The 24,318-nt window shown below is 64.9% G+C and carries 22 protein-coding genes; 9 read left to right on the forward strand and 13 right to left on the reverse strand.

Annotation, left to right across the window (positions count from 1 at the left end; genetic code table 11):
* The 5 genes from ACSFBL_RS34090 to ACSFBL_RS34110 all read right to left on the reverse strand — a co-directional run.
* A partial coding sequence (locus ACSFBL_RS34090; protein WP_435520245.1) for a HupE/UreJ family protein occupies nucleotides 1-807 on the reverse strand: 807 nt, incomplete at its 3' end.
* The gene (locus ACSFBL_RS34095) at nucleotides 804-1,613 is read right to left on the reverse strand and encodes a peptidyl-prolyl cis-trans isomerase (RefSeq protein WP_435520246.1); all 810 of its coding nucleotides are present in this window, start codon (nucleotides 1,611-1,613) and stop codon (nucleotides 804-806) included. The genes ACSFBL_RS34095 and ACSFBL_RS34090, both read right to left, overlap by 4 nt.
* A 16-nt stretch (nucleotides 1,614-1,629) precedes the next feature.
* Complete coding sequence (locus ACSFBL_RS34100; protein WP_435520247.1) at nucleotides 1,630-3,867, reverse strand: PHP domain-containing protein; 2,238 nt, start codon at nucleotides 3,865-3,867, stop codon at nucleotides 1,630-1,632.
* 173 nt (nucleotides 3,868-4,040) lie between these two features.
* A complete protein-coding gene (locus ACSFBL_RS34105; protein WP_435520248.1) occupies nucleotides 4,041-6,611 on the reverse strand; it encodes a spermidine synthase in 2,571 nt (856 codons plus the stop codon).
* A 3-nt stretch (nucleotides 6,612-6,614) separates the two neighbouring features.
* Nucleotides 6,615-7,238, reverse strand: a complete 624-nt coding sequence (locus ACSFBL_RS34110; RefSeq protein ID WP_435520249.1) for a putative 2OG-Fe(II) oxygenase — start codon at nucleotides 7,236-7,238, stop codon at nucleotides 6,615-6,617.
* Nucleotides 7,239-7,336: 98 nt separating this feature from the next.
* Here ACSFBL_RS34110 and ACSFBL_RS34115 point away from each other — a divergent pair, with 98 nt between their 5' ends.
* From ACSFBL_RS34115 to ACSFBL_RS34130, 4 genes are all read left to right on the forward strand, one after another.
* Complete coding sequence (locus ACSFBL_RS34115; RefSeq protein ID WP_435520250.1) at nucleotides 7,337-7,744, forward strand: hypothetical protein; 408 nt, start codon at nucleotides 7,337-7,339, stop codon at nucleotides 7,742-7,744.
* A gap of 294 nt (nucleotides 7,745-8,038) precedes the next feature.
* Nucleotides 8,039-8,302 carry a type II toxin-antitoxin system Phd/YefM family antitoxin gene (locus ACSFBL_RS34120; protein ID WP_435520251.1) on the forward strand — a complete coding sequence of 88 codons (264 nt, stop codon included), beginning with the start codon at nucleotides 8,039-8,041 and terminating at the stop codon, nucleotides 8,300-8,302.
* Between the two features lie 6 nt (nucleotides 8,303-8,308).
* Nucleotides 8,309-8,635, forward strand: a complete 327-nt coding sequence (locus ACSFBL_RS34125) for a CcdB family protein (RefSeq protein WP_435520252.1) — start codon at nucleotides 8,309-8,311, stop codon at nucleotides 8,633-8,635.
* Nucleotides 8,636-8,726: 91 nt separating this feature from the next.
* Entirely contained in the window at nucleotides 8,727-9,737 is a 1,011-nt protein-coding gene (locus ACSFBL_RS34130) for a Bug family tripartite tricarboxylate transporter substrate binding protein (protein ID WP_435520253.1), read from the forward strand.
* Between the two features lie 2 nt (nucleotides 9,738-9,739).
* Here the strand turns inward: ACSFBL_RS34130 and ACSFBL_RS34135 are convergent, their stop codons facing one another.
* Nucleotides 9,740-11,203 carry an alpha/beta fold hydrolase gene (locus ACSFBL_RS34135; protein WP_435520254.1) on the reverse strand — a complete coding sequence of 488 codons (1,464 nt, stop codon included), beginning with the start codon at nucleotides 11,201-11,203 and terminating at the stop codon, nucleotides 9,740-9,742.
* Between the two features lie 134 nt (nucleotides 11,204-11,337).
* Here ACSFBL_RS34135 and ACSFBL_RS34140 point away from each other — a divergent pair, with 134 nt between their 5' ends.
* On the forward strand, nucleotides 11,338-12,075 hold the full coding sequence (locus ACSFBL_RS34140) for a class I SAM-dependent methyltransferase (protein ID WP_435520255.1): 738 nt from the start codon (nucleotides 11,338-11,340) through the stop codon (nucleotides 12,073-12,075).
* Between the two features lie 305 nt (nucleotides 12,076-12,380).
* Nucleotides 12,381-13,340, forward strand: coding sequence for a haloalkane dehalogenase (locus ACSFBL_RS34145; RefSeq protein WP_435520256.1), 960 nt, complete (start codon nucleotides 12,381-12,383; stop codon nucleotides 13,338-13,340).
* An 85-nt stretch (nucleotides 13,341-13,425) separates the two neighbouring features.
* On the opposite strand, the gene ACSFBL_RS34150 is transcribed toward ACSFBL_RS34145, so the two are convergent.
* The 6 genes from ACSFBL_RS34150 to ACSFBL_RS34175 all read right to left on the reverse strand — a co-directional run bounded on the left by ACSFBL_RS34150 (nucleotide 13,426) and on the right by ACSFBL_RS34175 (nucleotide 20,354).
* Nucleotides 13,426-13,938 (reverse strand): SgcJ/EcaC family oxidoreductase, encoded by a 513-nt coding sequence (locus ACSFBL_RS34150; protein ID WP_435520257.1) that lies wholly within the window; start codon nucleotides 13,936-13,938, stop codon nucleotides 13,426-13,428.
* Between the two features lie 205 nt (nucleotides 13,939-14,143).
* Nucleotides 14,144-14,860, reverse strand: a complete 717-nt coding sequence (locus ACSFBL_RS34155; protein WP_435520258.1) for a haloacid dehalogenase type II — start codon at nucleotides 14,858-14,860, stop codon at nucleotides 14,144-14,146.
* A gap of 49 nt (nucleotides 14,861-14,909) precedes the next feature.
* Nucleotides 14,910-16,025, reverse strand: a complete 1,116-nt coding sequence (locus ACSFBL_RS34160; protein ID WP_435520259.1) for an adenylate/guanylate cyclase domain-containing protein — start codon at nucleotides 16,023-16,025, stop codon at nucleotides 14,910-14,912.
* A 1,226-nt stretch (nucleotides 16,026-17,251) separates the two neighbouring features.
* Nucleotides 17,252-18,295: an alpha/beta fold hydrolase gene (locus tag ACSFBL_RS34165; RefSeq protein WP_435520260.1), complete on the reverse strand. Its 1,044-nt coding sequence runs from the start codon at nucleotides 18,293-18,295 to the stop codon at nucleotides 17,252-17,254.
* Between the two features lie 185 nt (nucleotides 18,296-18,480).
* Nucleotides 18,481-19,269, reverse strand: coding sequence for a glutathione S-transferase family protein (locus ACSFBL_RS34170; RefSeq protein WP_435520261.1), 789 nt, complete (start codon nucleotides 19,267-19,269; stop codon nucleotides 18,481-18,483).
* A gap of 389 nt (nucleotides 19,270-19,658) precedes the next feature.
* Nucleotides 19,659-20,354 (reverse strand): TetR/AcrR family transcriptional regulator, encoded by a 696-nt coding sequence (locus ACSFBL_RS34175; protein WP_435520262.1) that lies wholly within the window; start codon nucleotides 20,352-20,354, stop codon nucleotides 19,659-19,661.
* Nucleotides 20,355-20,494: 140 nt separating this feature from the next.
* Here ACSFBL_RS34175 and ACSFBL_RS34180 point away from each other — a divergent pair, with 140 nt between their 5' ends.
* The 3 genes from ACSFBL_RS34180 to ACSFBL_RS34190 are packed head-to-tail and all read left to right on the forward strand — an operon-like array spanning nucleotide 20,495 to nucleotide 23,373.
* On the forward strand, nucleotides 20,495-21,712 hold the full coding sequence (locus tag ACSFBL_RS34180) for an acyl-CoA dehydrogenase family protein (RefSeq protein ID WP_435520263.1): 1,218 nt from the start codon (nucleotides 20,495-20,497) through the stop codon (nucleotides 21,710-21,712).
* 20 nt (nucleotides 21,713-21,732) lie between these two features.
* A complete protein-coding gene (locus tag ACSFBL_RS34185; protein WP_435520264.1) occupies nucleotides 21,733-22,248 on the forward strand; it encodes a flavin reductase family protein in 516 nt (171 codons plus the stop codon).
* Nucleotides 22,249-22,296: 48 nt separating this feature from the next.
* On the forward strand, nucleotides 22,297-23,373 hold the full coding sequence (locus tag ACSFBL_RS34190; RefSeq protein ID WP_435520265.1) for an amidohydrolase family protein: 1,077 nt from the start codon (nucleotides 22,297-22,299) through the stop codon (nucleotides 23,371-23,373).
* Here ACSFBL_RS34190 and ACSFBL_RS34195 read toward each other — a convergent pair.
* The gene (locus ACSFBL_RS34195; RefSeq protein WP_435520266.1) at nucleotides 23,330-24,268 is read right to left on the reverse strand and encodes a LysR family transcriptional regulator; all 939 of its coding nucleotides are present in this window, start codon (nucleotides 24,266-24,268) and stop codon (nucleotides 23,330-23,332) included. The genes ACSFBL_RS34190 and ACSFBL_RS34195 overlap by 44 nt on opposite strands.
* Nucleotides 24,269-24,318 lie beyond the last annotated feature (50 nt).

Raw genomic sequence — 24,318 nt, forward strand, 5'->3', positions numbered from 1 at the left:
CCCGATCTCAACGCCGACGTTGAAGGTGAGGAGGGCCGCCCAGAGGTAGTTGTCGGGCAGGCCTATTTCCTTCAATGCGCCCGCAAAGCCGAGCCCATGCACCAGGCCGAAGAGAAAAGCCACCAGCGCGGGCCATCTGCGCGCGAGCGTTTGCCGGTCGCGCAGGGCTTCCCCCGCAACCAGCATGATCGACAACGCGATCGTGGCTTCCACCGGCGGCGGACGCAACGTCAACAGGCCCAGTGCGCTGCACGCCAGCGTGAGGCTGTGCGCGGCGGTGAAGGCGGTGATGGTCAGCAGCAGCCGGCGGTTGAAGCTCACGAGGAACAGCAGGCCCACCACGAACATCAGGTGGTCCCAGCCCGTCAGGATGTGCTCGATGCCGAGGACGGTGTAGGCGGATGCGATCTCCGCCAGGCCGCGCTTGTCGTCGGCCGATCCGAAGAGGTGCACCGTCGGCTGGGAGGCCGTCAGCGTGTACACGCGGGTCTGCCCGTCGAGCCAGGTGAGCTTCACCAGCGCGGCCGAGTAGCGCTTGCCGACGCCGTCGACCGACAGGGTGCCCGTCATGCCGTTCTCGCCACAATGCACTGCGTTCGATTCGACGTCGCGGCAGCCGTCGGGCCAGACGGGCGTGAGGTCCTCGCTGGCCGGGCGCTTGTCGCTCGCGCCCCATTGCCAGATGAACTCGCCACGCGAGACTTCGCGCAATTCCATCTCGGCCATGCTCATCTCGTGCGCATGGACCGCTGCGACGGCCATCAGCGCCAGCGCCGCCAGCATGCATCGGCGCAACCAGCCGTTCACTGGGCTGCGCTTTCGAAGCGGACCGTGTACTTGCGGCCGAGCGCGCGCACGGCCGCCGTGCGCTGGTCGGCGAGGGTCGCGTCGGTCCAGTCCTGCAGCACCACGCCGTGCAGCGCGTCGAAGTCGGCCGGCTTCGAAGGCGCGACGCCGTCGAGCCGGATCGCGCGCAACCCGTCCTTCGTCGGTTGCGCGATCCACTGGCCTTGCGGGGCGGCATCGAGTGCCGTCACGAAATCGGCGCCGTAGCTCTGCGCGAGGTTGGCGCGCGGGCGGCCCTTGAAGACGCGCAATCCCGCTTTCGCGTCACCTGGCGTGCCTGCGTTCAGGGCATCGACGAACTCGCGCAACGCGGCCTCGGTCGTGTCCGGCGACACCACCGCCTCCTGGAAGTCGTAGCGCGCGGGCTCGTCGTACTTCGTACGCTTGCGCTCGAACCACTCGCGCAGCACCTTCTCGTCAACCGGCGGCAGCTTGACGCCGGCATCGACGACGCTCAGCGCCTTGAAGATCACGCGCTCGCGGATCGCCGGGTCGCCCTGGTCGACCCGCAACGCGAGGCCCTCGCGATAGAGCACCTCGTTGTCGACCCAGCGCTCGCGCAGCGTGTTCAGTTCATCGGCGTTGGGCTGGCGACCGCGCGACGCGAAGAACAGCCTGCGGGCTTCCGCGTCGACATCGGCGCCGACCACGATCGTGCGCGGGTCGTCCTCGCGCGAGACGAGGTAGTGGTCCGCTGCGAAGAGCAGCCCGCCGAGCAGCACGAAGTGCAGCAGCGGTTCGCGCAACCAGCCGGGCGTCCTTGCCATGCGCTTCGGCGGCTCCCTACTTGACACCGGCCACCAGCGTCGAGCCCTTGACCTCGATGTAGATCGGGTTGCTGTAGAACCAGAGGTCCGACCAGGCGGCCACGTCGTAGCTGACGTACTTCTGTCCGTTGTTCACCGCAAGATGGTCGGGACAGGCGGCGTCATTGCACGGGATGGCCAGGTTGGCGACGTTGCTCGCGTTGGTCACCAGATCAGGCAGCGGGTTGCCGTTGGCGTCGGTCTCGTGCGGCACGCTCGGCGGCAGGTTGGTCCCGCGCAGGCGCAGGTACTGCGACGCGGAGACGGTGCCGGGCAGGCGGAAGGTCATCCGGCGGAAGTCGCCGCCGGCGGATTTCCAGCTCGCGCTGTTGAAGGTCTTGATGACCGCGGCCGTCGGATTCTTTGCCGCCGTCGGCACGTTCGCGAGGCTCGGGTTGGTGAGCCAGTCGCGCGGCCATTCGCCGGCGTACTGGAGCGGATCGTTCGGGTTCCTGTAGCCGCTGACCATCCCCCGGATCACGTCGATGTGGTCGAGCACCGGCTTGTTCAGCGGCTGCTTGATGCCGATCTGCGCCAGCGACGGATTGGGGAACGCGTAGGGCGAGTAGTTGGTGCCGGAAGGATCGCGCACCACCACCGAGACGATGATCTCCGCACCGGGACGCACCACGAGCTTCTCGCCCATGGTGGCGCACTCGTCGTGGTCGACGTCGGTGTTCTGCACGGCGGCCGCCACAGCCAGCGCTTCGACCACCGCATTGCCGACCGCATCGAGCACCGGCGTGGACCGGCCGCGCGGGTAGGACGCACAGGCGACGAAGGCCAGGCGGTCGATGAGCTGGCCGCTGGTCGTGAAGCTGTTGCCGCTGCGCAGGCCGTCGACGATCGATTGAGGCGTCAGCTCGTCGCTGCCATGCGGCTTGTCGCGGCCGCGCCGGTCGTCGTCGTAGCCGCGTCCACCGCCGTTGTCGCGCACCATCACGAAGTCGCGCTGGTACTCGCCGGGAAAGAAGTCCTGCGTCGAGCGACGGTCATCGGGGCCGAAGATGCCGCGGTTGTGCCAGTCGGAGCTCGCGAAGAACCAGAAGTTGCGTCCTTCGCCGAGCAGGGCGTCCCACACGCCGCCCACCTGCGCGCCATAGACGCCGGTGCCGCCGTAGGTGGTGCCGCCGACCGAGTCGACCAGGACGCCGCCGATGTTGTTGCGCTTGGGGAAGTATTCGCCGCGGTCGGACGATGCGCCGTGGCCGGGCTGCGTCTCGAAGCCGAAGGCCGACTTGGGCGCCGCGTTGTTGAAGTCGCGCAAGTGCTCGATGTTGAAGCCGTTGTTGCCGTCTGGATTGAAGGGGCCGGCCCGCTCCAGGTGCGAGGGCACGTAGTAGGAGCCGTTCGGGTGGTGCTCCGCCATCCACTTCATGGCTTCGACCGTCTTCATGTGCCCGCGCGTTCCAGTGCCCGTTCCGCCGGCGGGCATCAGCTTCTGCGCTGTTGGGTTCCAGCTCGGGTCGGCGGCGTTCAGGCTGCCGCTGACCGAGCAGTTCCAGTTGTTGCCGATCGTGCCGCCGACGACTGTGTTGCCGCGGCTCGTGTCTGCGTCGTTGCGGTCGAAGCAGTACTCCCACTGTGCGAGCGCCGTGGCGTTGCCCAGTGCCGTGTAGCCCGGCTTCGTGGGCAGGCGCCCGCGGTCGATGGACTTGGGCATCTGGCCGGTGATGACCGACGTGGACACGTGCTCGTGGCCCGCGGAAACCGACTCGACGCCGATGAACAGCGGCTGGTCGCGCAAGCGGGCGAGGTATTCGAGCAGCGGGTACTGGTACTCCTGGATCGACTGCCAGCGCCACATGTTGCCGTCGCCGCCGACACCGCCTCTCAGGCCCTTGAGGTTGGCCGCGCCGATGCTGTCGGTCCACGTCGTCGTGGGGCCTGCGCCGGTGTAAGGGTAGGCCGGGGTGCCGAGGCTGTCGTCCTCGGCGAGCGTGCAGTTGCGATTGCCGTTGCCGCCGTGGCCGGCTTGCACGAACCAGTCCAGGCCCCATGGCGTGTCCACCGTGTCGGTGGCCTTCTTGACGAGCTTCTGCATCGAGATCGAGCCGTCGGAACACGTGGTGTGGTTGTGGAAGTCGCCGGTCACATAGGTGCCGGACTTCTTGTCGCCCGCACTGGCGGGCGCGGGCATGGCGAGCAGGCCCGCGGCGCCGGCCGCCGCGACCGCGGCGAGGGCGAACTGGTTCTTCGTGAACACGGAATTCATCGGTGTAGCTCCGTCAGGTGGAGGGGAGGGGAAGAACCAGCCGCGTGATGTGCTTCACGTTGCCGGAGCAGTAGAAAGTAGTGAATTGCGATGACCGGACCGTGACAGAACGGCGCCGGGCGCCCGCTCTCGGGCAGCCTTCGAGACAAGCCGACGAACGGTCGTGCGCCCGCTCAGGGCGCCGGCCCGGCGAGCTGCCTGAGCGCCAGCACCGCTTCGGGGCGTGCGGGCTGGACGCGCTCCAGATCCTCCAGCAGCGAGCGGGCTGCACGCGGATCGCTGCGCGCGAGGACCCCCGCCATGCGGAGGAGCGGGTCGTAGGCCGGGCGGAAGTCCGGGCTGATGCGCAGGACCGCCAGCAGCGGCTCCCGGACCTGCGCGAGCATGCGCTGCACGTCCGGGACCGGGCGCACCGCCTGCCCGGCCTCGAGGAAGCGATCGCGTGCGAGCCAGTAGGCCGCCAGCCGCCGCGACAGGCCCGCGTCGCCGCCGCCGCCGCCCAACAGTTCGGACGGTGAGATCTCGAATTCGTGCAGCAGCGCGAGCAGCCTGTCGCGTGGCAGCGAATCGGGCGCATAGGTGATCCGTGGCGCCCGGTAGCCGACCACCGGATGGTCATCGGTATTGGCCGGCGCGCCCTCTGCGAAGCGGGCCAGCGCGGCCGGCCCGGCGACGAAGTTGCCGAGCAGGCCGAATGCATCCGCCACGCCGAAGTCGCGTCGCTGAAAGAGTTCGGGCTGGCCGGCCAGCCGCTCGCTCATCCGGGCCACGTCGAGCGGGTGGTCGTCCAAGCGTGTCACCAGGCCGAGCACCGGCGTTTCCAGGCTGAAGGTCGCGAGCACGGCCAGGGCGTGCGGGTTCACTGTCACGAAGGATTGCACGATGCTGCGCAAGGTCTCGATGTCGAGTTGATGCAGCGGCAGCCACTGGCAGAAGACGCCTCCGGCGGCCAGCCGGTCGCGGATCGCGCGAAAGTGCTCGACCGTGTAGAGCGAGCCCGTGCCGCTGCGAGCCGGGTGGTAGTTGTCCGCGACGATGAGGTCGTAGCGTTGGTCGGTGGTGCGCACATAGCGACGCGCATCGGCGACCATCACGTGCAGCCGCGGATTGGGTCCACTGCCTGCCAGCGGCCGGGTAAAGAAGGCGGACGCCTCGATGACCTCCGGCAGCAGTTCCACTGCGTCGACCTGCACGGAGCGGTCCTGCGCAGCCGACATCGCGGTCACGCCGGTACCGAGGCCCAGGAACAACGCGCGCCGCGGCGCCGGGTGCAGCATCAGCGGGATCAGCGCCTGTCGCGCATCGGCAGGCAGGGAGGCGCTGCTGCCTTCCTGCTGCCGGTTGTCGATGCGCAGTCGCGCCACGCCGGTGCCATCCTCCACCACGCTCACCGCGGCCATTGCACCATCGCGGTAGCTGACGATGTGCCCGCCTTCAGGCACATCGACGAAGGCCAGTGGCGGGGCCAAGACCGCGAGCGCGAGCAGTGCGGCCACGGGCGCCCAGAACAGGGGCCTCGGCATGGCACTGGGTCGGGACAGCACGAGATAGCCGGCAGCCACCAGCAGCAGCACCGGCTTCGGCCCCAGCGCCGGAAGCAGGAGCACGCCGAAGAGCAGGGGCGCGACGGCAGCACCCAGGGTGTTGGCTCCCAGCGCACGCCCGAAGGCATGGCCGTCGGCTTGGGCCTGCGCGCACAGGTGCGCGAACAAGGCGCCCATGACCAGCGTCGGCAGCAGGAACGCCATCACGGCAGGCACTGCCTCCGAAGCCAGTGCCGAGGCCATGCCGGGACCCAGCCCATCGGCGACGGCCTGCCGGAGCACGTCCGCAGCCCACAGGCTCGATGTGCCGACGAAGCAGGTGGTCGCCTGAAGCAGGAACAGCCGCTGGCGGGTCTTCACGGGATCGGCGGTGCTCGCACGGGCGCCCAGGCGATGCCAGACGGCGGCCCCCATCGCCGTACCTGCCAGGTACACCGCGAGCAGCAGGGCGAAGGTGTAGACCGTGTCCTGCGTCACCTGGCTCAGCACGCGAACGACGACCACCTCGTAGCCGATGCCCAGCAGGCCTGTGGCGGCGAGGATCGCCAGTGCCGACGGCTTGGCCGTTCGGGCGGCCGGTTGCACGCCAGCCGCGCCTGCCGACGGCAGCATGAAGGCCGCCATGGCGCAACCCAGGTTGAGCACGGCGCACACTACCGCGGTGTGTGCGAGTCCGAACTGCGGCACCAGCCAGAACGCGGCGACGAGCACACCGATGACCGCGCCGAAGGTGTTGCAGGCATAGAGGGCCGCGATGCCCTGTCTTTCGTGGCCCAGCCGCGCCATCACGCGCTCCATGGCCGGCAGCGTTGCCCCCATGGCGGCCGTGGCCGGCAGCAGCACGATGAAAGTCCCGAAGAAGGCCACGGTCCACTGCCAAAGGGGAGAGGGCTGCGCTCCGGTTGCATCGAGCAGGAGTTGGCTGACCGGTGCCAGCAGCAGCGCCAGCGCCACGCTCCACAGGGCAATCAACACTTCGCACATCGCGTACCAGCGCTCGGGCCGGGCGCTGCGAACCACGCGTGGCCCGACACCCAGCGAGCCCAGCGCGAGCCCGCCGAAGAAGGCAGCGACCACGGCCAGCACGGCGGCCGATTCATGGCCCAGCCACAGCGCGCTCTGCTGGGTCCAGATGATCTGATAGCCGAGCCCGGCGAAGCCGGAGCCGAGCATCAGCGCACAGGCGAGACGGTGGCGCATCGTTCAGCCGCCGAAGCTGATCTTGTAGCCCCAGGAGTCCAGCCGGGCAGGGATGGCGTTGAACGACATCGTGACCCGCCGCTCCCCGGGGTTCGGCGGCACCGCGTGCATCAGGTAGCTGGGAAACAGCACCATGTCGCCCGGGTCCGGCGCGGGACTGATCCACTTGTCGGCGCTGTAGGGTCCAGGGGCCGTCTGCGCGTGATCGTTGCGAAAGGCGAAGTCGTGACCGCCCGGCGACTTCATGAACACGGTTCGCGCGTCCGGGTGCGTGGGGGTCAGGTACAGCACGCCGGAGACGAAGCTGTTGGCATGGTTGTGCATCGCCTGCCTTCCACCGGTGTCGAGCACGTTGACCCACATCTCCTTGACCGACCATCCGATTCGTTCCCCGAACAGCAGCGCGCCGAAATCGACCAACTTCGGCGTGATTAGGCCCGCGCATTCGACCAGCAGCGGACTGTCGCCCGGCTGCAGCATCGCGGTGTGCGAGAGGTTCGGGGACGAATTGTTGTCCTGCGAGGCCAGCGATGCAAAATGCTCGACCAGTCCGCTCACGAGCGCGGGGCCGAGCGCTCGCGGCACGCGCATGAACGGTGACGGAAAGAGCCCTATGATTTCGTCCATCGGCCGCATTGTCATGCGGTCGCTCCTCGAGCGGGGTCACGGATCTGTCATATGCGCTTTCCAGAATGAGCGGCTTTGGCCGGCAGGCGATCCCATCCATGCATCGAGCGCGTTGCCCTGTCCGTGCCGGCCTGGCCTTGCTGATGGTGTTCGCGTCGACGTGTGCGCCTGGCGCGGAGTTGGACTTCAACACGCTCGAGGTGCCCGCCGAAACCCAATCGAGCGGGCCGGCACAGCCGCAGGCGTGGACGCCGGCGCGGCCTTCATCTCCTTCGGCGGAGATCGAAAGCGTGCCGAAGCCGCGGCAGCGCGATGAATCCGCGGAGCCGGGCGGCGCCGTCTTCACGCCTTTCGCCGAATCGCCGCGGGCGCCTTCGGCCAAGGTTGCGCCGCATGACAAACCCGCCGTCGCATCAAGCGGATTCGACGTGCCTGACCTCGTACTGACCCTTGCTGCCGTTCTCGCCGGGATCGCGGTGCTCGCGTGGCTGCTTCGCAGAGCCTGAGCCTGCGCACCTTGCGCGTCGAGTAGGGCTGTGCCCATGCGCGCGTGCGCGACGGTCAGGCCGATCGCCTGCTTGGAACGTCCCCATAGCTCTGAATTCCGGGCTCGGAAAAGACTTTGGCCCAGCGTTCTTGGACGGAAAATGTCGTTATGAATCAATAGTTTAGCGCATACAATGATAGTTATGTAAAATACTTATGCCGTGTGCTTGCACAGCCATGCCGTCCAAAGCAGGGACTGGACGGGCTGGTGCGGCGCGCTAAACTGTCCATGTTAGCTACCTTGAAGCAAATCCATGATCACCGTCACTTCCGTCGAAGCGCAGAACAAATTCGGACAGCTCTTGGACAACGCACAACGCGAGCCCATCATCATCACTCGGCATGGTCGCCCCGCCGCCTACATGATCTCGCCGCAGGACATGAGAGACCTCCAAGAGGCGCGTGCGAGCGCCGACAAAGGCCGGCCTGAGCGTGACTGGGCCGCGGCAAGCGCACAGGCCTGGAACGACTTCGATGCTCGCTTTGGTTCTTTCGCGGACGAGCATTCGACGCTCTGAACGCGAATGTCGCAGTTCGACGTCCACCGCAACCAGGGAAATCAGAAAGACAGCATCCCTTTTGTTGTGATCATCCAGTCCGCGCGATTCGACGCGTACCGGCGGCGGGTAGTGGTTCCGCTTGTGCTACGCCAACACGCACCTGGCGGATCCATTTCTGGATCTCGGATGAATCCCATCTTCACGGTCGACGGTGTCGAAGTCATCCTTAATCCATTGCAAATCGTCTCCGTGGCGACCAGCCAGTTGGGCGCCTTGGTCGCTTCTCTTGCAGAGCACGGGCAGCAGATCACGGATGCAGTCGACGAGTTAATGACCCGAGCTTGGGGATAACTCGTCCGACCTCAGCGGCGTCGCCTTCGTTGCCAGCACCAGCGTATCGGTTTGATTGGACACGCGCCACACGCCACATCACACTACTCTCGTGACCAACGCGACGTCAATCAGTGTTGACAAGTCTGTGCTCCACCCCAATGGGGTGGTGTCACGGCGCGCGGTCGTCGCAGCCGGATGCGCCTTCGCCGCGTCGGGTGCGCGGGGACAGACGCCATATCCTTCTCGTCCCGTGCGCTTGGTCGTACCTTTCCCCGCCGGCTTCTCGCCGGATGTGGTCGCGCGGCTATGGGGCGAACGATTCGCCAAGTCGACGGGCCAGGCCGTCGTAGTTGAAAACCGCCCGGGCGCGGGCACGATCATTGCCGCTCAGGCGGTGGCCGCGGCGCCGGCTGATGGATATACGCTTTTTTGGACTGTCAACAACACGTTTTCGATCAACCCGTTCATCTATCGCAGCCTGCCGTACCGAGCCGAGGATTTCGTGCCCATCACGCGCATTCTGTCGGTGCCTTTCGTACTCGTCGTCTCCGCCGAGTCGTCGATTCATAGTCTCGACGATCTGGTCCGCGAAGGCAGGGCCCGGCCCGGGGCGATGAACTATGCCAGCTCTGGCATCGGCACCTCGACGCATGTGATCATGGCTCGGTTGCTAAATTCTGCCGGCATCACGATGACGCACGTGCCTTACAAGGAGTCCTACCTCCCCGATGTCATCGAACAGCGCATCGCGGTGGCATTCGAGCCCAGCACCACGGCGATAGCAAATGTGAGGGGTGGAAAGATTCGTGCACTCGGGGTGTCGAGCACGTCGCGGCTCGAGGTCTTGAAGGACGTGTCGGCAATCGCCGAGACATTTCCTGGATTCGTCGGCGAATCTTGGCAGGGCATCTTCGCGCCCAAGGGCACACCCGGCAAGGTCGTAGCCACGATCGTCGAGCACTCACAGCGCATCGTCGAGGATGAGGATTTTCGCGCGACGCTGACCGACCATGGCCTGGTGCCGGTCGGCGGTACATCGGCGGCGTTCCAACAGTTCCTCGTGGAAGATGCACGCGCCTGGGCTCAGGTGGTGAAAGCAAGCAACATCACCGTCGATTGATGTCAATCGACACCGGGAAGCTGGCTCCCGAGGAATGACCTCGTCTGTTCGAGGAACTGCCGGGATGCCGGCTCGGTCTCGAAGAACAGGTGATTGCGCCCATCCAGCGCGACGAAGCGCGCTCCGGAGATGCCTGCTGCCATGCGACGGCCGGCTTCGAATGGAACGCGAGCGTCGTCTCGTGCGTGCATGACCAGTGTCGGCACTCGGACCTGCGCCAGCAGAGCGCTGACATCGATTTCGCCTGCGGTTTCAAACATGCGTGCAGCCGTGTCCGCCGACACGGTGATACGCTGCAACTCATTGAACCAGTCGGCCTGTTCCTTGGTCGCATCGGGGACGAACTGGGAGGTGAAAAGCTGACGAAAGGCCGGGTTGTCCTTCCCCCACCCGACCCGCATCAGTGTCAGCAGCGCGGCATCCTCTTCGATTTGAGCCGCTGTGCGAATGCGATGCTTCGCACCTTTTGCGAAGCCTCCGTAGAGAATCAGATGCGACACGCGTTCGGGATGCCGGACCGCATAGGCGATCGCAACCGCGCACCCCTGGGAGATGCCCAACAGAGCGAAGCGCTCAATCCCGAGCGCCTCGACCACTGCCTCCAGGTCACTGACGTAAGCGTCGAACGAAATCTCGTCGACAACGCGGTCCGACAGCCCGTTGCCGCGCGCATCGTATCGAGCGAACAAGTGGTCTTTTGCCAATTCGCGGAAGAGATGGCCCCAGATCGGGCTCTTGAGGTCGTATTCCAAGTGGGTCATCCAGTTGCCCGTCTTCAGCAGCACCGGCCCCTGACCGATCGTCGAATAAGCCAACTGAATCCCGTCGCGCGCGGTGCAGAAGTGAATCTCCTGGTCGAGGACGGCAGCATCGGGAGCGGTCACACCGGGTGCGTTACCGTGCCGAGCGGGTGCGATGGCGAAGACATCCACCCGCTGAGCGATGTTCTTCAAGGTACGCGGCCCCCAGGACTCGAAGTTCGCCTTGAGGGTGTGGTTCACCTGCTCGTACACGTGGCGCGAGATGCAGATGCCGCCTGGCTCTGCGATGCCCTCGAGCCGTGCCGCCACATTGACCCCGTCGCCGTATATCCGCGATTCGTCGTGAATCACGTCGCCGAGGTTGATGCCGATTCGAAAAAGCATGCGACGGCGTGGCGTGACGCTCTCGTTGCGCGTCGCCATCACGGTCTGGATTTCAACTGCGCACTCGGTGGCGTTGATCACGCTTGGAAAATCAGCCAGGATGCCGTCACCGGCCGTGTCTATGACCTGGCCACCGTAACGACTCACCAGGGGCAGCACGACTGCCTGATGGCCTTTGAGCGCGGCAACGGTCGCGCCTTCGTCTTCCCCCATCAAGCGGCTATAGCCGGCGATGTCCGCCGCAAGAATTGCGGCAAGCCGACGATTGATCGAAGGCCCGCTCGCGTTCGCATTCCCGGGCACGGCTGGGTCCCTGGTCATGGCACTTGCCTTGGCGATAATGAGAGCCCATGGTATGCCTCATCCGGCGGCGCAGGCAATATCAGCACGGAAAGGGAAAGAAGATGCAATCCGAACCGATCCACTTCAACGATGGCGCCGCCTACGAAGGCTTCATGGGCCAGTGGAGCCAACTCGTCGGCGACTCGTTCCTGCGCTGGCTCGATCCTCCGCCCGGATGGCGCTGGCTGGACGTCGGTTGCGGCAACGGCGCGTTCACCCAGATGCTTGTCGAGCGCTGTGCGCCGGCTGCGGTTCAAGGCATCGACCCGTCGAAGGAGCAGATCGCGTATGCGCGCGAGCGACCGGGCCGCGGCTCAGCTCAGTTTGACGTCGGCGACGCGATGGCCCTCCCCTACGCCGACGCGAGCTTCGACGCCGCCGTGATGGCGCTGGTCATCTTCTTCGTTTCCGATCCGGCGAAGTCGGTTGCCGAGATGGCGCGCGTCGTCCGGCCCGGCGGCAGCGTCTCGGCGTACTCCTGGGACATCCTCGGCGGCGCCTTTCCGTACGCAGCGTTGCAGGAGGAAATGGCAAAGCTCGCGACGGTTCCTCCCTGGCCGCCGAGCGTCGAGGCGGCCCGCATGGAGACGAAGCGCGCGCTCTGGGCGCGTGCGGGGCTGACCCAGATCGAGACGCGACAGATAAGCGTCGAGCGAACGTTCGCCGACTTCGATTCGTTCTGGCAGATCGCGCGGACCGGGCCGCGCCTGGCCGCCAGCCTGGCGGCGATGCCGGAAAACGATCGTCAGCTCCTGCAGGAACGCCTGCGCGCCCGGCTGAGCGCCGATGCCGCCGGCCGGATCACGTACGGCGCGCGCGCCAACGCGATCAGGGGGCTGGTTGCGACATAGCGCCGCGTCGGCGGCTTCCCTATGATCCCGTTCGCGCCTGGCGTCAGCGTGTGCATAGGCAAGCTTGGTGCAAAGGGTAACCACAGCCATCGCGTAGCCCCAAAGATCCTCGCCCAACAAGGCCCCGTCATCGGGCAGCAGCCCGGTACTGAATCGCGAGTTCCCTGAAAATGCGATCGGGATCGATGCTGTCAACCAAATCCACCGCCTGAGTCATTTGCTGTCCTTTCCGCGGACAAATCGGCCGCACGGCTTACAGTTCGGCGGTGCAGCCTTGAACGAGCCGACTCTTGACCTTACCGCCAATGACCCAGGAAGGTTCCGGATCCATGAAGAATTCATCAGACAGCCAAGTATTGCCGGGCGTGCTCCGTACGCCCGATGAACGCTTCGCGGCCCTGCAGGGCTTCCCGTTTGAACCGAATTACGCGGCGAACCTCCCAGAGTTCGAAGGCTTGCGGCTTCACTACGTGGACGAGGGCCCACGAGACGCCGCCTCGACCGTGTTGTGCCTGCACGGGCAGCCGACGTGGAGTTACCTCTATCGAAAGATGCTTCCGGTGTTTACAGCGGCCGAACAGCGAGTGATCGCGCCTGACCTGTTCGGCTTTGGCCGCTCCGACAAGCCAGAGGACGAGAGCTTCTATTCCTTTTCACGGCATCGCGCGTCGCTTGTCGCACTGATTCGTCACCTCCGCTTGGGCAACGTGACGTTGGTGGTGCAGGACTGGGGCGGCCTGTTGGGCCTGACACTGCCGCTCGAATTCCCAGGCGTCTTCACGCGCCTGATCGTCATGAATACGGCGCTCGGCACGGGCGACGTGCCGCTCGGCCAGGGCTTCATCGACTGGCGGGCGTTTTCGAACAGCAGGCCGGACATGGATGTCGCGGCGCTGATGCGTCGTTCTGTGCCTGAGCTGTCGGCGGAGGAGGCGCAGGCGTACGCGGCACCATTCCCGGATGTGCGATACAAGGCCGGAGTTCGCCGCTTTCCAAACCTCGTGCCCGATCACCCGGATGCCGACGGCGCGGCACTTTCGCGAGAGGCAAGGCAATGGTGGTCCACTCAGTGGGATGGAGAGACCTTCATGGCCGTCGGCATGCGAGATCCGGTGCTGGGCCCTGCCGCCATGGCGCAGTTGCGCCGGAATATCCGGAATTGCCCGCCGCCGATGGAACTGAGCGATGCGGGACACTTCGTACAGGAGAGCGGGGAGATCGTCGCGCAGCAGGCACTGGCTGCATTTGGTCGGCTGGGGCCTTGAGCATCCGATGAGATCTGTCGCGGCATGCTTGCAGGCTGCCGGGCCCTGATCGCGTCGCTGCCCATCCAGCGGGCGCCCGTCCCTGCTACTTCGGAGGCGAGCTTCCAAACGGCTGCACGAGCGTGTTGTGAAACGCCGCAACATGCCAATCCTGGCCCTCCTTGACAAGCACTCGGATGCTCAGTTCCTGTTGCGGAGGAAGCCGCTGTCCATCTGGCGCAAGGAGCCCACTCAATTCGTTCGTGACGTGGACCAGCGCAACGTCAGGCCGGATAAACCGTACGGAGACGTTGAGGGTTCTGTGTTTGGCTTCCCGCGCCCGAGTGGTCAGGATAGCCCCCAGTCCCTTCTCGAACTCCACAGTACCCTTGAACCGCTCGCCTCGCACTGTGACAAGGTCTGCGTCGGCGGTGTACATCCTTGTCGCGGCCTTGGAGTCATGCGCATTGAATCCGTCCGTCATCGCCACAACGACGTTTCGGATGGCTTCCTCGTCTGCTGAACTGCCAAGCGGCTGATTCTGCGCGCTGGAACCGGAGCAGCAGAGCAGCAGCGCGACAGCGCAGATGATGGTCAAAGCGCTGGATCGTCGATGCATGGTGTGCTCCGGGATGGGAAGCGAGTCTGCAACGACTGCCAAAGGGAGTTTGTTCGCCAACACACACAGGCCACGCACAAGCGCAACGCGCCGACGAGTGATGACGCAGACTGATCCGGGACGCCCGGGTCGTGCTCACGAATCGGGCCCAACCTGCTGAACAGCGAATTGCAGGTGCCTCAAGCAGAGAGCGCCATACGTTTTTTCAACCTCGTGGATCTTTCGAAGGCTCGAGCACGGCTCGACGCAGTTCGTCGAAACCATCGACGATGAAGTCATACTTCATGTTCGGCAACGGGTCGGGCGGCCCGTCAGGGCCCCATTCATCGGGGCGGCGCACGAAGGCTGTCCGCATGCCGGCCTGATGGGCAGCGTTCAGATCGAAATTGTGGCAAGCCACCATCAGGATCTGCGCGGGCTCAAGGTTCATCCAACGTGCCGCCGTGCGATAGGCCTCCGTGTGCGGCTTGTACATGCCGATCATTTCGCAGGAAATGATGGCGTCCCAAGCGATGCGGTTGCGCCGCGAGACATCAATAACCAGGGAAACAGGCAGCATGGTGAACGAAACCACTGTCAGTGCTGCCTTCAACGCGGCGAGCGAGGCCGGAAAGTCGCGCCAGGCGTCGAGTTCGTGCCAGGCGCGCCAGAGCTCGTCGCGGTCCGCGGCGGTGAAGCGATCGAGGCCGAATTGCGTCAGCGTGAGATCGAGAACGCGCCGATGCACGTCGTCCATGTGGAAGTCAGGTCGCACCTGGCCAACGATCCCCTGCAGGGTGCGCCGCCGCCAGTCGTTGGCCGGCGCGTGCCAGTCTGCAGAGATGCCATGGCGGGTGCCGACACGATGGAACGCGTTCACGATCCCGGCGTGCCAGTCGAGCACGGTGCCGCCGGTGTCGAAAGCCAGGGCCTGGATGTTCATGTGGTCACCTCGATGCAAGTATGTCAGCACGGCTCGGGTTGCGTCGGGTTCAGTACCCTTGGCGAAGGTCAGTCGTGCCTATTGCTGAACGACTCATCCTCTCATCGTGGTCGACACAGAAAGCATGAATGGACTCGACGCGTCCGCGCAGCGCCAGCGAGCCAAGATCGTGGGCACGGATCCCAGGCGGTGGATCAACGGAGGCGAGCGCGTCTGCCGATGCAATGAAGAAGCATCCGACTTCGCGGGTCGCCTGCTCGAGGCGGCCGGTCGTGTTCATGACGTCGCCATGGAAGACGATTGCACGACGCACCTGGCCGACCTCGCCGGCAATGACCTCGCCCAGATGCAAGGCCGCACGCAGTTCCGGTGACACGCCAAAGCGTTGGACAAACCGGTTTGCGTCCGCGGCAAGCGCCGCGCGCATGGCGAAGAAGCAGCGCAACGCCCGCGCGTCCGCAACGCCCTCGGCCTCGACCCAGGTGATGACGATCTCGTCACCGACGTACTGGTAGATCTCGCCTCTGCACAGCTCAATCGGTTCGGCCACTGCCGAAAACACCGCGGCGAGAAAGCGATGCGCCTCAAGTGGGCCGAGGCGCTCGGCGATCGCAGTCGAGCCCACCACGTCGGCAAAGAGGAAGAAGCGTCGCTCGACGAAGGGCCGGCGATACTTTCCGAGCAGAAGGGCCGTGAACGTGCGGTACCCGACGAGGCCCGCGGCCTGAAACATCATGACGATGACGGCGACGGGCACGAGCGAGAGGAAAACCGCGATCAGGCCGGTGCGCGCGTTGTAGACGTTGACAACGCCCAACAACCGCTCCCCCGGCTGTCCGATTAGGACCAATCCTGCGATTGCGCCGTAGACAAACGTCTTCAGGACAAACACCGCGGCGAAGGGCAGCGCGTCGAGCCATCGCATCGAAACATGACGCAGCAGGAAAAGCTCGATGCTGGCGATCCATGCAGCCGTGAGTAGCGCGTCGATGACGCCAATCGGTATGGAGATCAACAGGGAGCCAAGTAGCGCGCGAGCGCCCGGCCCGGCCATCGCGACACCGTAGACCACCCCGACGCCCGCACCGATGACCGCGGCCACGCGCAAGATGCGCATGAAGCGCCGCAGCCGTTCGCGCGTGACGGCGGAGAGCGTGTCGATCATTTGCCGGAGTCTATGGGCACCACCGCGGACTTCTGCTGAGGGATGCGCCGAAATCTTCAGTAGATTTTTCAGATGGCCGGCTATGCGTGCGCATCGTTTCAGTCATTTGCCGCGTCGATCTTTTCAGTTCCCTACGGCGCGGCACCAGGGATTTCGTCCTGCTCGCCTGATACCGCCCGCGATTCGCCGCCGGCGAGGTCAAGTTCCAAGGTGGACCGGCCATTCGCCAAGAAAAGGGCCAACGTCAGGTTTCCGCGACCGCAGCCATTCGGCGGCCAAATTCGGATGACAGCAGACAGTCTGGAAGAGCCTTTCGGGGCTGATCGCGCCGGATCGGCCGCTCCCCTGCCCCGATGCCTAGCCTCAAGCTTCAGCTTTCCGACCGTCCCAGCCACGCGACCTCGCGAGCTCGGTTAGGGGCCCATAACGCGGCCTAATGGACTTCGATCTATCGATATGGCTCAACAGGCAACCCACGGTGCGCCGGACGCATTCAGCTTGGGCGTCGATCCCCGGGTCCACCGAAACCAGCAGCGCGCTCAGGGCGCCGTGCGCACATCCCTTCGTCCTTCTCCTCCTCGCAAATACCCCGCGGCCGCCTCCTGTGCGGACCCGCTCGCGCCGTGCGACGGCCAGGCCGTCTCTCAGCCAACAGCTCCACGGGGCGATGGCAAGCCTAGGGCCAGCCAACCCGATCGGGCCGCCAGGCGCTGGAACCTGCCAAGTCGCAACTCCGCGATGCGCCAAGGCTGCAAAGACTGCCAGACCAGCTCACACAGGCACTTTCAGCGCTTCCCCTTCATGGTGGCCAGCACGACTTCGAGTTGCTCCATCGTGAACCATCCATCCGGACGTACCCCTGCTGGAAGTCGACCCGATTGCGCGCGCCAAAGGGATCGGCAGGCTGGGCCGCATCGGGTTCGGTCCATCGTCGAGCCCGGGAAGCACGTCGGCGCTCGGCGCCGCCTTCGCGGAGTGGCCAGGGCCCGAGGAATAGGTGCTCGAAGAGTCCTTCGTGAGCAAGAGCCCGCGCCGGAAGAATCGAAAGCGGTCGCCAGTGGCCAACTCGCTGAATTTCATGGGCCGATCCTATCGCGCCGCACGTCAAACGGCAGGCCTCACGAATGGGCGCGCCGACCGCGCCACCCTCCTGAACGCGGTTGGAGACCACACCGCAGAGATTCGCGCCTAAGAAGAAGCCCACCCCAAGCGTCCGAACATCAAGCTCACAGCCGAGTCACATCCACGACGGCGGCTGCGAGGGCATCGGGTGCCTCCTGAGGCAGGTTGTGCCCGACGCCACCGCCGATAAGCCGGTGGACGTAGGGTCCTAAGAACTTCTTGGCGTAGCTGCTGGGCTCGGGGTGCGGGGCGCCGTTGGCGTCCCCTTCGAGCGAGATCGTCGGTACACGGATGACCGGAGCCTGGGCCAGGAGCGACTCAAAATCGTCGTACTTCGCTTCGCCTTCCGCTAGGCCAAGCCTCCAGCGATAGTTGTGGATCACGATGGCCACGTGATCCGGATTGTCAAGGGCAGCCGCACTGCGTTCAAAGGTGGCGAGGTCAAAGGCCCATTTCGGCGACGCTGTCTGCCAGATCAGCCGGGCGAACTCTTTGCGGTTCTTCTCATAGCCCAAACGACCCCGTTCGGTGGCGAAGTAGTACTGGTACCACCATTGCTGTTCAGCTTGGGGCAGCAGAGGCATCTTGCCTATCTGCTGGCTACCAATCAGATAACCGCTGACGGAGACCAGCGCATCGACGCGCTGCGGCCACAGTGCCGCCATGATGCACGCCGTGCGCGCCCCCCAGTCGCAGCCCGCGACCGTGGCCTTCTCGATTCCCAGCGCATCCATCAGATTGACGATGTCGAGGGCGATGGCGCTTTGCTGGCCGTTGCGAGGCGTCTTGTCCGAAATGAACCGAGTGCCACCGTGTCCCCGCAGATGTGGAACGATCACCCGATGGCCAGCCGCGGCCAGCATCGGAGCGACGTCTACATACGTATGGATGTCATACGGCCACCCGTGCAACAGGATCACCGGCGCTCCGTTTGTCGGCCCGAGTTCGGCGTACTCGACACGTAGCACGCCGGCGTCGATGCTCTTGACCGCCTGCAGTTGCTTCAAGGGGAATGCCTTGGGGGAAGTTTCGGATTGAGCGAAGGCCGCCCCGCCATTGAGTTGTGTCGCCACGCCGAATGCCGCGGCGCCCAAGAATGAACGTCTCGGCAGAGATGGCCTGTCTGATGATCCGTGCGCGGATGCCACAGCATTTTCACGTCAAAAGTGGGCAGATCCCAGGGAAGGTCAAACGGCTCGACCTGCGCCTTTCGCATCATCCGCCGCGCCAGCCGCCCCGGAATGCTGGCCACCATGTCCGATGTTTCCAGCACGAACGGAGCGCGCGCCACTGCTGCCGCCGCCGACAACGAACAGGTCGAAGTCGAAGTGACTCATCCCTTGCCCGAGCTTTGGGCGGCGCGTTGCACATTCAGTCCGACCTCTTCGTACCCTCCCCCCGACTCGTCGGGCCAGGAGACGGCAGCTTGAAAGGCCGGGCGTGCGGCGAGGCGGGTGTACCAATCATTGACTCGCGGCCGTTTACTGGCCGACCAGAACTGATTGGCTCCCAAGGCATTCAAGCGGAACATGTAAGGGGCGATGGCCAGCTCGGCCAGTGAGAATTCCTCTCCCACGATCCAGGGCCCGGGATCCAGGGTGGCCTCGAGGCGATCGAGCAGCGCGGCAATCTCGTCGGAGGCCTGCGCCAGTTCCTCGTGCGGAATTTCTCCGCGAACCGCGCGCGTGTGCAGGTCCTTCAGAAATTTCGTGGGGCGCAACGCAGCCTGCTTCTGCAACTCCTCTTCGCTCCATCGATTGCGCAGCTTGGGAAGGATGTACTTCACCATCGTAAGCTTCGCGACGGGGTCGAGACCCGCGTCGCAGGCGCGCACAAATTGCCGCATCCGCGCTGCCGCCAGCGGTGCTTGCGGAATGAGCGCCGGGCCTTCGAAGGCAGCGTCGATGTACTCGCAAATGATGGAGGATTCCAGGACAGGCTGTCCGTCATGAACCAATGTCGGGACGACGCCATCGGGATTGATGGCGAGATATTCGGGCCGCATCTGATCGAACTTGAATAGATCGACGTAGCGGCTGGTCCACGGCACACCCTTTTCCTCCAAGGCCATGCGGACCTTGACCGAGCACACGGAACTCCAGAAATGATAGAGCTCGACCATCAGAGAGACTCCGACTCTATAGAGGTTTTGCAGTAATACGAGAACTCGGCAGGCATCTGAAATCCTTCTCGGATGTTGTTGAAGTGAGATCAAATCAGAGTGTCATTTGGTTGCTTTGACAACCATCCAAAGCCGCGGGCATGCTAGGCGTTTACCCGCATCAGATGCGACCTGCTTCGTCAAGGCGACAAAAGGCGAGCGCGCGGCGGTCAGCGGCGCGACCATGATCTACATCCGCTGACCGGCCATCGGCGACTCGGTAGACCCGCCGCTCGTCCTTTGGAGCCAGTCGTTGACCTCGCGCAGTCGTTCAGCTTTCCAGGAAAGCGAGCACTTCGCCATCAACATCCTGACCGTCGATTGCCACAGAACAGCTTCAGTTCGAGCCCTCAAACAAGGTGCCGCCTCTGCCCGCTCGTCCATCCGTCCAGATACTCTCGCGAGAACCTGACGCCGCGCTCGCAGTGGCGACTGGAGCAGCCCAGGCCGGTCAAGCCCATCCGGACGCACGCGTCCATGTAGGCCTCCGGATCGGCCACGCCCAGACCCAGCGCGCCGATGCCGCTCACCGAAGCGCCCATCATGAAGTCGACGGCCACGTTGAGGTCGGCGAACGAGAACTGCCCGTTCTCGCGTCCTCGCCGCAGGTCCTCCTGCATGTAGTCGCGCACCAGCAGCTTGTTGTTCGACGCCGTGCTCGAGCGCGTGATGAAAGAGGCCCATACAGGGTCTTGAGCGGCGCGCTTGAAGAACAGTCGGAAGCCTACAGCGAAGCGCTGCCAGGGCTCCTTCAGCACGTCGTAGAGCGGCAGGATGTCCGTCGTCATCCGATCGCTCTGCGCCAGGGAGATGGCATGCAAGACTTCGTCGAGTGACAGGAAGTGCAGGTAGAACGTGCCGCGCGAGACGCCGGCCTCGCGCACCACGTCCTCGATGACCGGGATGCGCCCGTGGGCCTCGGCAAAGACCTTCATCGTCGCTTCGAGCAGACGCGCCCTCGTCAACGCCCGCTTCTTCGCCGCCACCTCCACGCGATGGTCGGGCCGCGCGAAAGCGCCTCGCGAAGCGCTCTCCTTTGTCGCCATGGATGCCTCCAATGATGAATTGTCAGTCTGATGAATTGATGTTCTGACGTGGGGATTGTCCCGTTGGTCTGTCGAGGGCATCGAAATAGATTTAACACCAATGTCAGTATGACATGTTCATCCACTCTAGGAGATCTCCCATGACCCGACTGACCCCCGACCCGGAGGCCCGGTGCAACGAAGCCGAGGCGGCCACCCGATCGACGCTCGTTACACGTGCGAAGGCCTTGAATGCATTGCTCACCAGGAATGCGGTGCAGACCGAGAAGGACCGGAGGGTCGTCGAGGAGAACATCGCGGCGATGGCAGAAGCCGGGCTCTTCCGCACCATGGTGCCGAAGCGCTACGACGGCTTCCAGGGTTCGATCCGAACGCATCTCGAAGTGACCGCGGCGGTCGCCGAAGCCTGCGGCTCGTCGGCCTGGGTGCTGGCGTTGACCAATGTCTGCGCCTGGTTCACCGGCTTGTTCGACCAACGGGCCCAGGACGACGTCTTCGGCGCCAAGAATGCGAGAGTCGCCGGCGTCTTCTCGCCATCGACGCAGGTCCAGCGCGTGGAAGGGGGTCTGGTGGCCTCCGGCAAATGGTTCTGGTCCTCGGGCTGCCTGCATGCCGACTGGGCCATGCTCGGCGTGCTCGAGCAGGACAGGAACGGTGCGACGATCAACCAGTACCTGGCATTGATGCCGATGAGCGAGCTGAGCATCGAGGACACCTGGTTCACCGCGGGCATGAAGGGCACGGGCTCCAACTGCGTGGTCGCCAAGGAGGTGTTCGTGCCCGACCATCGCCTGCTGCCGCTGATGAAGGCGGTCGAAGGCGACTACCCCACGCCTTTCGCGGACGAGGCGACCTATCACGCCGCCTTCATTCCGGTCGCCGCGCTGGTGCTGGTCGGGGCGCAGCTCGGCATGTCGCGTGCGGCGCTGAGCCACGTGATCGAGAAGGCGCCGCAGCGCGCGATCGCCTACACCTCGTTCAAGAAGCAGACCGACTCGACCGCGTTCCAGGTACAGATTGCGAAGGCCGCGTTAAAGATCGACACCGCTCACCTCCATGCATTCCGCGCGGCCGACGACATCGATGCCGCGGCGCTGCGCGGCCAGTACCTCGACTACAAGACCCGGGCGCGCGTGCGGGCCGACACCGGCTACGTCGCACAGTACGCGAGCGATGCGATCAACATGCTGATGACCGCGCACGGCGCCGGGAGCTTCGCCGACGCGAGCCCGATGCAGCGCATCTGGCGCGACTCGAACACCGCGGCGCGCCATGCGATCGTGCTGCAGCCGGTCGGCGAGGAGATCTACGGCAAGGCCCTGCTGGGCGTCGAGAACACGGTCACGCCGCTGGTCTGAGCCCACCCCGGAGAAGCCGCATGGAAACGAGTTTCGACCCCAAGCTGTTCCGCGACGTCATGGGGCATTTCGCGACCGGCGTGACCGTGGTCAGCTACATGTGCGAAGGCGAGGCGCGTGGCATGACGGCCAATGCGTTCATGTCGGTCTCGCTCGACCCGCCGCTTGCGATGATCTCTGTGCGGCGCGCCGCGAGGTTCGCGTCGGTGGTCGGCACGGGCGACCGTTTCGGCGTCAACTTTCTGCTGGAAAGCCAGCAATCGCTGAGCATCCACTTCGGCGGCCGCCCCTGCGCCGAACTCACCTCGCCTTTCGAGGAGCGCGACGGCACGCCGCTCGTTCGCGACAGCCTCGCGCAACTCGTACTGCGGACGGTCGACGTGCACGAAGCGGGCGACCATCTCCTGTACATCGGCCATGTCGAACACATGACGCTCGGCGAGGAACGCCAGCCGCTGATCTTCTACAGCGGCGCCTACAAGCAGGTGAACATCCATGCACCGCGGCTCTTCTGGTCGGGCGACGACGGCTGGTAGCGCAGCGTCCCCCAGGCGCCGCATGGACTCGAAAAGAACGGAGCAACAATGAATTCTCAACACACGCAGGGCCGGCGCGGCTTCCTGGCGAGCAGCGCCGCGCTGCTGGCAGGCACGGCCGGCTCGCTGCCGGTGCATTCGGCACCGAACGCCGTGCGCAAAATCGACGTCCACGCGCACTTCCTGCCCGAGAAGTACCGCACGTCGCTGGCCGCGGCCGGCCAATCGAAGCCCTCGGGAATGCCTGGCATCCCCACCTGGAGCGTCGACCAGCACGTCGAGATGATGGACCGCAACGGCATCGAGGCCTCGATCATCTCCATCTCGGCGCCCGGACTGCATTTCGGCGACGACGCGGCCGCACGCGATCTGGCGCGCTACGTCAATGACGAAGGGGCCAAGGCGACCCGGTCCTACCCCCGGCGATTCGGCATGTTCGCATCGCTGCCCCTGCCGAACATCGACGGCTCCCTCAAGGAACTGGACTACGCGTTCGACGTGCTCAAGGCCGACGGCATCGTGCTGGAGAGCAACCACAACGGCGTCTATCTCGGTGATCGTCGCCTCGATCCCGTGTTCGCAGAATTGAACCGGCGCAGCGCGAAGGTCTTCATTCATCCGACGAACCCGCATTGCCCGTGCTGCCAGGGACAGGACCCAGCGTCGTTGCCTCCGATCGGCTATCCGTTTCCGATGATCGAGTTCATGTTCGAGACGACCCGGGCCGTGTTCAACCTGATCCTTTCGGGCACGCTCGCCCGATACCCGAACATCAAGATCATCGTGCCTCATGCGGGCGCCACGGTACCGGTCCTGGCGGACCGCGTGGCCGGACTCGCGCCCGCGCTTGGCTTGCCCGACAAGCTCGACGTGCCGCGCTTCTACGAAACGCTGCGTGGGCTCTACTACGACCTGGCGGGCTTTCCGTTGCCGCGACAGCTGCTGCCACTGCTGGAGATCGCCGATCCGAAGCACATCATGTACGGCAGCGACTGGCCTTACACCCCCGAAGCACTGGTGACGGCGCTTGCGCAACAACTCGACGCGAGTCCTCTCCTCACGGATCGCCTGCGACAGGACTTCATGCGGAACAACGCATTGGCGCTGTTTCCAAAGTTCGCCTAGAAGCCGTCCGAAGGCTCGATGAGATGCAATGCGCGAAGAACGCCGCCACAGGCGTGAGCGGTGTGTCGGCGCGCGCCAGCATCGCGAGTTCCAGGTCGAAGGGCTCGATGCCGCAGTTCTCGATCGCGACAATGTCGCGCGTTTCGGCATTTCCCAGCAGCGGCTCTGGAATGATGCTGACGGCATCGGAGTTGCGTTGCAGGGCGAAGGCCTGCAGCGCGTCGCATACCAGGTAGCGCTTCGGCGACTCGACGCCGCTGCGGGCGAACATTTGCGCCAGGCGCGATTGCCGGGCTTCGTCGAGTCGCCGGGTGTAGATCCACTCGTACTGGACGAGTGCCTGCGGTGTCGGTGCTGCCAAGGCCGGGTGGTCGCGGCGCAATGCCACGCGCTGACGAATGCACTGCAACTGCTCGACACGGAACTCATCGCCCTGCAGCTCGCCCGCATCGGCTGCGACCAGTGCCAGGTCGAGCGATCCATCCCGCAACCGGGGCAGAACACGCTGGATGAGGCCGTCGCTGAACTCGAGGCGGACCTTCTGATAGCGCTGCCTGAACCAGCCAAACGCCTCTCCGAGAGCAGTCAGCGTCACGAGCGGGTTCAGTGCAACGTGCAGCGTGCCGGCGTCTTCGCCGCCCGCTTGTCGCAGTTCATCGTAAGCAAGCTCGACCTGCCGCGTGACCAGCCGCGCGCGCGCGAGCAGCCGTTCGCCGGCCTCGGTGAGGTCGATCCCCCTCGAGCGTCGGATCAGCAGCGGCACACCGGCATCCTCCTCGAGCAGTTGCATGGCCTTCGTGACCGCAGATTGCGACAGGTGAAGGTGGCGCGCAGCGCCTCGGATGCTGCCGTTCTCCACGACGGCGACCAGCGCCCTCAGCTGCTGCATGGTCATCACGTCACTGATCTCCAAAGGTGTTCACGAAGCGGATTTTGACTCTTTCA

The sequence above is a fragment of the Variovorax glacialis genome (assembly GCF_051216375.1).
In the GTDB taxonomy this organism is placed as follows: Bacteria; Pseudomonadota; Gammaproteobacteria; order Burkholderiales; family Burkholderiaceae_C; genus Variovorax.